This is a genomic window from Vibrio sp. 378, assembly GCF_033339435.1.
Window position 1 is genome coordinate 75,697 of sequence record NZ_JAWOUO010000006.1, and the last position, 6,990, is coordinate 82,686.

Consider the following 6,990-nt stretch of genomic DNA (forward strand, 5'->3'; position numbering starts at 1 on the left):
TACAGGTATGGACACTGTATGAATCAACAGTATAATAACTTTCATTGCTGAGCAGTTCTTCTGCTTAAGAAAAATGAATTACTATTCGTCGCCCAAAGAAGATGAATAAATCGGAGAAAGTAATGGACGAGAACAAACAGAAAGCGCTCGCCGCTGCGCTAGGTCAAATTGAAAAGCAATTCGGTAAAGGCTCTATCATGCGCCTTGGTGATAACCGCGCAATGGACGTAGAAACCATCTCAACGGGTTCTCTTTCTCTTGATATCGCTTTGGGTGCTGGTGGTCTACCAATGGGTCGTATCGTAGAAATCTACGGCCCAGAATCTTCAGGTAAAACAACATTAACGCTTGAGCTTATTGCTGCTGCGCAACGTGAAGGCAAAACGTGTGCGTTTATCGATGCAGAGCATGCTCTAGATCCTGTATACGCGAAGAAACTTGGCGTTGATATCGATGCATTGCTAGTTTCTCAGCCAGACACAGGTGAGCAAGCTCTAGAGATCTGTGACGCACTTGCACGTTCTGGTGCTATCGATGTTATGGTTGTCGACTCTGTTGCAGCACTAACACCGAAAGCAGAAATCGAAGGCGAAATGGGCGATAGCCACATGGGTCTGCAAGCACGTATGCTTTCTCAAGCAATGCGTAAGCTAACGGGTAACCTAAAGCAGTCTAACTGTATGTGTATCTTCATCAACCAAATCCGTATGAAGATTGGTGTGATGTTTGGTAACCCAGAAACAACAACAGGTGGTAACGCACTTAAGTTCTACGCTTCTGTTCGTCTAGATATCCGTCGTACTGGCGCAATCAAAGAAGGTGACGAAGTCGTAGGTAACGAAACGCGCATCAAAGTTGTTAAGAATAAGATTGCAGCACCATTTAAAGAAGCAAACACACAAATCATGTACGGCCAAGGCTTTAACCGCGAAGGTGAACTTGTCGATCTAGGTGTGAAGCACAAGTTAGTTGAAAAAGCCGGTGCTTGGTATAGCTACAATGGCGATAAGATTGGTCAAGGTAAAGCGAATGCGTGTAACTACCTGCGTGAGCATCCTGAAGTGGCTAAAACTATCGATACAAAACTTCGTGAAATGTTGCTAGCGCCAGCACTTGCGGAAGCGCCTGAAGCTGGTGAAGCGCCAGAGCAAGCTGAAGAGTTTTAATCTCTCATAGATTAATAAATGACAAAGCCCTGCAATGCGGGGCTTTGTTGTATCTATTGAAATCAAAAATCGAATTATCACAAAGGCCATTGAGAGCCTGTACAGCAAAAATACTTTTAGGATCATCATGTACCAAAAACGCCAGGCGCCAACATTATCGAGCAAAGAGGCTGCTATCCAATTGCTTAGCCGTCGCGATCATGGTCAGTATGAGCTTTACCAAAAATTATCGATGAAGGGCTATGAAGAATCAGACATCGACATCGCAATTAATTTTTGCCTAGACCATAACTATTTAGATGATTTACGTTACGCGAAGAGTCAAATTAGACAGCATGTATACAAAGGACATGGAGAGCGTCGAATTCGTCAAGAGTTAAACCAGAAGCGTGTTGTGGAATCGGTGATTGAGCAAGCTATGGCTGAAGAGCCGCAAGATTGGTTTGAACTGGCTAAACAGGCGGCAGAAAAGAAATTCAAAGGTGTTAAAGCCAAAGACCAAAAAGAGTACGCAAAACAAGTTCGTTTTCTGCAGTATCGCGGCTACAGTTTTGACCAAATCAGCAACGCGCTGAGCTTTGAGGACGAAGATTAACGGTCAGTCGTCCGCACTGATTTTTGTTTTGCTTCAAATTTTTTCTCCTACTCCCTCTTTTCCTCAAGAAAACTAGTCTCAGCTGTTTGCATGATCTACAATACGGCAAAATTCTAACTCGACTATTTTCAGGAAGAGCTGCATGTACATGAGCACTGATGAGGTTCGTAACGCGTTCCTCAAGTTCTTTGAGAGCAAAGGACACCAAATCGTAGAAAGTTCATCGTTAGTTCCACATAACGACCCAACCCTGCTGTTCACAAACGCAGGTATGAACCAATTTAAAGATTGTTTCTTAGGCTTAGAAAAACGAGCCTACACTCGAGCGACTACGGCTCAGCGTTGCGTACGTGCTGGTGGTAAACATAACGACCTAGAAAATGTTGGCTTTACTGCTCGTCACCACACATTCTTTGAAATGTTAGGCAACTTCAGCTTTGGCGATTACTTCAAAGAAGATGCGATCTCCTTTGCTTGGGAATTCCTAACCGAAGTTCTTAAACTGCCAGCGGATCGTTTATTGGTAACTGTTTACGAAACCGATGACGAAGCGTTTGACATCTGGAACAAGAAAGTTGGCGTGCCCGCTGATCGTATTGTTCGCATTGGTGATAAAGAAGGCGGCAAGCCGTACGAGTCTGATAACTTCTGGCAAATGGGCGACACTGGCCCCTGTGGTCCATGTACTGAAATCTTCTACGATCACGGTGAGCACATCTGGGGTGGCCGTCCTGGCACGCCTGAAGAAGATGGTGACCGTTTCATCGAGATCTGGAACAACGTATTCATGCAGTTCAATCGTCACGCAGACGGCACTATGGAACCGCTACCCAAACCATCGGTAGATACTGGTATGGGTATCGAGCGTATCTCTGCAATCATGCAGGGCGTTCACTCAAACTACGAAATTGATGTATTCCAAGCTCTTATCAAAGCAGCAGCAGAAGTGATCGGTTACGAAGACCTATCAAACCAATCACTACGCGTTATCGCTGACCACATCCGTTCATGTTCATTCCTGATCGTGGATGGCGTTATGCCTTCAAACGAAGGTCGTGGTTACGTATTACGCCGTATCATCCGTCGCGCAGTTCGTCACGGTAACAAGCTGGGCGCACAAGGTGCATTCTTCCACAAGTTGGTTAGCGTACTGGCAGACATCATGGGTACGGCTGGTGAAGAGCTGAAGCGTCAACAAGCTGTGGTTGAAAAAGTACTGCGTATCGAAGAAGAAAACTTTGGTCGTACACTTGAGCGCGGTATGGCGATTCTAAACGAAGCATTAGATAACCTAGACGGTAAAGTACTGGACGGCGAAACCGTATTTAAACTTTACGACACTTACGGCTTCCCAGCTGACTTAACTAACGACGTTGCACGTGAGCGTGAGTTCGCAATCGACGAAGAAGGTTTTGAGAAAGCGATGGAAGAGCAGCGTCAACGTGCGCGTGAAGCGGGTAACTTTGGTACTGACTACAACGCAGCAATCAAAGTTGATACGCAAACAGAATTCTGTGGTTACACAGGTACTAAAGGCTCTAGTTCTGTAGCAGCGATGTTCGTTGAAGGCAACGAAGTAGATTCGCTATCTGCGGGCGACAAAGCAATCATCGTACTTGGTGAAACACCATTCTACGCAGAGTCAGGCGGTCAGTGTGGTGACGCTGGTGAAATCCGTACTGAGTCTGGTGTATTCCGCGTTGAGGACACTCAAAAACTAGGTAACGCAATCGCGCACCACGGTGTAATGGCAGAAGGCGTTCTAGCGAAAGGTGATGAAGTAGCAACTATCGTTGACGCAGAGCGTCGCGCAGCTATCTCTCTAAACCACTCAGCAACGCACTTGCTACACGCAGCACTACGCCAAGTTTTAGGTGAGCACGTAACGCAGAAAGGCTCATTGGTGAAGGCAGACAACCTACGTTTCGACTTCTCACACCTAGAAGCCGTAACTGCAGCAGAACTGAAAGAAGTTGAGCGTCTAGTTAACGCGCAAATTCGTCGCAACCACACGATTGAAACCAACGTGATGGACATTGAGTCTGCTAAGAAGAAAGGCGCAATGGCACTGTTTGGTGAGAAGTACGATGACGAAGTACGCGTACTGTCTATGGGTGACTTCTCGACAGAGCTTTGCGGTGGTATTCACGCATCAAGCACAGGTGATATTGGCCTATTCAAAATCACTTCAGAAAGCGGCATTGCTGCAGGTATTCGACGTATTGAGGCGGTAACAGGCGAGGCTGCATTAGACGCGATTGAAGCTCAAAACGCGAAGTATGAAGAGAAACTGGCAGAATCTGCACAGAAAGCAAAAGCGCTAGAGAAAGAAGTGCAGAAGCTAAAAGATAAGATGGCAGCAGCAGAAAGCGCTAACATCATGGGCAAAGCGGTTGAAGTCAATGGTACAAAAGTTCTAGTCGCAGCTCTTGAAGGCGCTGACAGCAAGAACCTACGCACTATGGTTGATGACATCAAGAACCAAATGGGGTCTGGTGTCGTACTGCTTGCCAACGTAACAGGTGACAAGGTTGGCCTGATTGCTGGTGTGACTAAAGATCTAACTGGTAAAGTAAAAGCTGGTGATCTAGTTAAGATGATTGCTGAGCAAGTCGGTGGTAAGGGCGGTGGTCGTCCTGACATGGCTCAAGCTGGTGGTACTGATGTAGCCGCACTACCAGAGGCAATTAAAACAGTTCAGCCTTGGTTAGAAGAGCGCTTATAAGCTTTTAACTACTAAAATTACGCTCAATCAAGTTTCTTTGATTGAGCGTAATTTTTTTTAGCAGCCAAGTGGTTTAATTGACCAAAAGTTAACCGAGTCATTTAGGCTATTTGGTTTTTGTTGTAACTACTGCTTATATAATTTTTCTAAAAGGAAATACTGAAGATGTAAGCAGTTCTAAAGAGACTTCGGTCTTGGGAAGGTGAAGACTGGTGAAAAAGCCCCTTATCGTGCAAAAGTTTGGCGGAACCTCAGTGGGTTCAATTGAAAGAATCCACCAAGTTGCTGAACACATCATTAAGGCGAAAAATGATGGCAATCAAGTTGTTGTTGTCGTGTCTGCAATGTCAGGCGAAACAAACAGACTGATGGACCTCGCTAAACAGATAGATAGCGTGCCTACAGCTCGAGAACTTGATGTTTTGCTCTCTGCTGGTGAGCAAGTGTCAATGGCACTGTTAGCAATGACACTCAATAAATTGGGTCATGCTGCACGCTCGCTTACCGGAGCACAGGCGAATATTGTGACGGATAATCAACACAATGACGCAACGATTAAACACATTGATACTAAAACAATTCTGGGATTGCTTGAGCAAGACCAAATCGTGATTGTTGCAGGCTTTCAAGGTGTGAATGAGAACGGGGATATCACCACATTAGGTCGAGGTGGCTCAGATACGAGCGCAGTGGCACTGGCAGGCGCATTGCGCGCTGATGAGTGTCAAATCTTTACCGACGTTGATGGTATTTATACTTGTGACCCACGTGTAGTGAAAAACGCGCGAAAATTGGCGGTTATCGATTTTCCTTCCATGGAAGCGATGGCAAGCCGAGGCGCGAAAGTATTACATTTACCTTCAGTGCAATTTGCATGGAAGAATAATGTGCCACTGCGCGTGCTTTCGACATTTGATGTTAATGAAGGCAGTCTGGTAAAGGGGGAGTTAGGCAATCAAGCCGTCTCTGGTATAGCCATTCAACGTGACCTTGCCATAATCGAAGTCGATAAAGAACATTTATCTAGTGCTACAAAACAATGTCAGATGTTGGGTATCGACATTTGGAATGTGATCGAGGAAACAGAACGGGCAGGTATCATGATAAAACAAGATGCATGTGCCAAGTTCGATCTGGTGTTCAGCGACAAAATCCGTAATAGTGAAGTGGTAAGCCTGTTGACCGCAGTGGGGCTTGAGGCCAATGGAATGGTAGAGCACGCATGCGATTTGTTGGCAAAGCGAGATATTGAGATCAATTTCAGCGCAACGAATGCACTCACTATGATGCTAGTTTTAGCACCCGAATGTGTGGATACAGCAGCAAACATTCTGCATGATGCTTACATTACGTCTAGTGAAGCATTAAACATTCAACAAAAACATGCCTTTTTAGGCTGATTTTCGCTAACAAGGTAGTTTACGAAAATATAACTTTTGTTGGATAATAGCTTTGTAGCAAGAAAATTTAGAGATTACTCAAGGAGCAAAGAATGCTAATTTTGACTCGCCGCGTAGGCGAAACACTGATGATTGGTGATGAAGTGACTGTAACTGTACTAGGTGTTAAAGGTAACCAAGTGCGTATCGGCGTTAACGCTCCGAAAGAGGTTTCAGTTCATCGTGAAGAAATCTACATGCGCATTCAAGCTGAAAAAGGCAATGGCAACGTTGCTTCAGGTAACTACTAAGTCGCTCCTGTTTACAGAGCTTAGTTTGAATGAAAAAGGCTAACCGAAGGGTTGGCCTTTTTAGTTTTTACTGTTTTTGAAAATTTGCAGAAACTATTGTGTTGAGTATGGCTGTGAATTCATCAATAATGTTGATTCGAACTTCAGAAAGTTATTTGAAAATAAATGTCTTTTTTTCAGAGAAGACTCTCTTTTTTTCATCATAATAGAGTGGTAAAGTTCGTTTAATAGTCACTTTGATTAAATCAGCAACGGTTAAGCCAGTTTCGTAGATTTTTTCAAAGAAAGTGTTTGACATATTTTCGGTAAAACGTAATATGTGCCTCCGCAAGACGGTGAGGTGGCCGAGAGGCTGAAGGCGCTCCCCTGCTAAGGGAGTATACGGTTTATCCCGTATCGAGGGTTCGAATCCCTCCTTCACCGCCATTCTTGCAACGTTGATTTATCAACAAAAAGTGCGTCCTTAGCTCAGCTGGATAGAGTACCTGGCTACGAACCAGGCGGTCGGAGGTTCGAATCCTCCAGGACGCGCCATATCTCTTTTGAGATATAACAATGAAAACGGTGAGGTGGCCGAGAGGCTGAAGGCGCTCCCCTGCTAAGGGAGTATACGGTTTATCCCGTATCGAGGGTTCGAATCCCTCCTTCACCGCCATTCATTGACTGGCCCGATGGCCTTTTTTTTTGTTTCGTAAGAAATGAATGTGATTTACTTCACAACTTCTTAGCAAGAAGATCTGCGCGTCCTTAGCTCAGCTGGATAGAGTACCTGGCTACGAACCAGGCGGTCGGAGGTTCGAATCCTCCAGGACGC

At 45.1% G+C, this 6,990-nt stretch carries 5 protein-coding genes and 4 tRNA genes; all 9 read left to right on the forward strand.

Annotated elements, in window-relative coordinates; genetic code table 11:
* The first annotated feature begins 122 nt into the window (after positions 1 to 122).
* The 9 genes from recA to R7Q48_RS12825 all read left to right on the forward strand — a co-directional run bounded on the left by recA (position 123) and on the right by R7Q48_RS12825 (position 6,990).
* Positions 123 to 1,166: a recombinase RecA gene (gene recA, locus R7Q48_RS12785; RefSeq protein WP_005380874.1), complete on the forward strand. Its 1,044-nt coding sequence runs from the start codon at positions 123 to 125 to the stop codon at positions 1,164 to 1,166.
* A gap of 127 nt (positions 1,167 to 1,293) precedes the next feature.
* The gene (recX, locus tag R7Q48_RS12790; RefSeq protein WP_256903004.1) at positions 1,294 to 1,761 is read left to right on the forward strand and encodes a recombination regulator RecX; all 468 of its coding nucleotides are present in this window, start codon (positions 1,294 to 1,296) and stop codon (positions 1,759 to 1,761) included.
* A 142-nt stretch (positions 1,762 to 1,903) separates the two neighbouring features.
* On the forward strand, positions 1,904 to 4,486 hold the full coding sequence (alaS, locus tag R7Q48_RS12795) for an alanine--tRNA ligase (RefSeq protein ID WP_053350718.1): 2,583 nt from the start codon (positions 1,904 to 1,906) through the stop codon (positions 4,484 to 4,486).
* Between the two features lie 212 nt (positions 4,487 to 4,698).
* A complete protein-coding gene (locus R7Q48_RS12800; RefSeq protein ID WP_005383803.1) occupies positions 4,699 to 5,886 on the forward strand; it encodes an aspartate kinase in 1,188 nt (395 codons plus the stop codon).
* A gap of 92 nt (positions 5,887 to 5,978) precedes the next feature.
* Positions 5,979 to 6,176 (forward strand): carbon storage regulator CsrA, encoded by a 198-nt coding sequence (gene csrA, locus R7Q48_RS12805; RefSeq protein WP_004415691.1) that lies wholly within the window; start codon positions 5,979 to 5,981, stop codon positions 6,174 to 6,176.
* Positions 6,177 to 6,510: 334 nt separating this feature from the next.
* A tRNA-Ser gene (locus R7Q48_RS12810) sits at positions 6,511 to 6,602 on the forward strand.
* Between the two features lie 31 nt (positions 6,603 to 6,633).
* Positions 6,634 to 6,710, forward strand: a tRNA-Arg gene (locus R7Q48_RS12815).
* Positions 6,711 to 6,739: 29 nt separating this feature from the next.
* Positions 6,740 to 6,831: transfer RNA gene (locus tag R7Q48_RS12820), tRNA-Ser, on the forward strand.
* 86 nt (positions 6,832 to 6,917) lie between these two features.
* Positions 6,918 to 6,990, forward strand: a tRNA-Arg gene (locus R7Q48_RS12825).